This is a genomic window from Vibrio sp. 1069 (assembly GCF_033340555.1).
The window spans coordinates 1-886 of sequence record NZ_JAWOWP010000187.1 but is presented as its reverse complement, the minus strand read 5'-3'; the positions used below and the strand labels follow the sequence as shown (position 1 = coordinate 886).

At 46.5% G+C, this 886-nt stretch carries 2 protein-coding genes; both read right to left on the bottom strand.

Translation table 11 applies throughout. The features are described 5' to 3' along the window. Positions 1-336: hypothetical protein (locus R7040_RS25350; protein ID WP_318097404.1), on the bottom strand; the 336-nt coding region annotated here is incomplete at its 3' end. A gap of 28 nt (positions 337-364) precedes the next feature. Beyond that, positions 365-886 (bottom strand): GGDEF domain-containing protein (locus R7040_RS25345; RefSeq protein ID WP_318097402.1); only part of this gene is annotated, 522 nt, incomplete at its 5' end.

The following is an 886-nucleotide window of genomic DNA, read 5'->3' as shown; positions in this document are numbered from 1 at the left end:
GGTGGAGGCCGGCTGAATGGTTGCCATCGGTTTGCGCGGTGCTGGCTTTTTCTTTGGTAGCACGCTATCGACAAACTTCTCCAAATACCACTTATTCAATTCGTTATCGCACCATTTTTTATTGAGTCCACGGCGGTTGAATTCTGCACCAATCGCTACTTTGGTTTGGTTCGTTGAGCGATTGTAATACAGCGTCTCACACAGTTGAGTATTGCTCATTTGTTGAGCGTACATGTTCACACTGCTGCTACGCATGCCTATTTGCGACGCTTGTTGATTACTACAAGCGGATAAAACAACAGGTGAAAGCAGGGCGAATATTAATTTTTTCTTCATGGAAGTATCTATTTACTCGTGGACGCCACTAAGACGTCGAGTGAATCTTAAATTGGTTTCTGCCCGCTTGTTTTGCGTCGTATAACGCTTGGTCGGCCAAGAAGAACCATTGGTCCCACGCTTGTTTGATGGTTTGGGCTGATAACCGGTCGACCGCACCAAGCGAAATTGTGGCGTTTATTGGCTTAGAGTCAATGATTATTGGCGTATTTTCAATGACATGTCTCAAACGCTCTAGCGATTTCGCACAATCATTTGGATCGTTCACCTCCACCAGCAACACAAATTCTTCACCGCCCCAACGAATCAGCAGGTCACCTGAACGAGTGGATTCGTTGAAGATAGAGGCAATGTGCATCAACATTTGGTCGCCGATGTCGTGACCATAAGTGTCGTTAAACGCTTTGAAATGGTCGACATCAAGAACCGCAAGCGCGAAGGTTCTATCTGGAGTGCGGCGGGCCATCTTCTCTAACCTCACTTCCAAATAGCGGCGATTGTGAAGGCCCGTCAACAGATCCGTAGTACTTTCTTGCGTTAGTGCTTTATA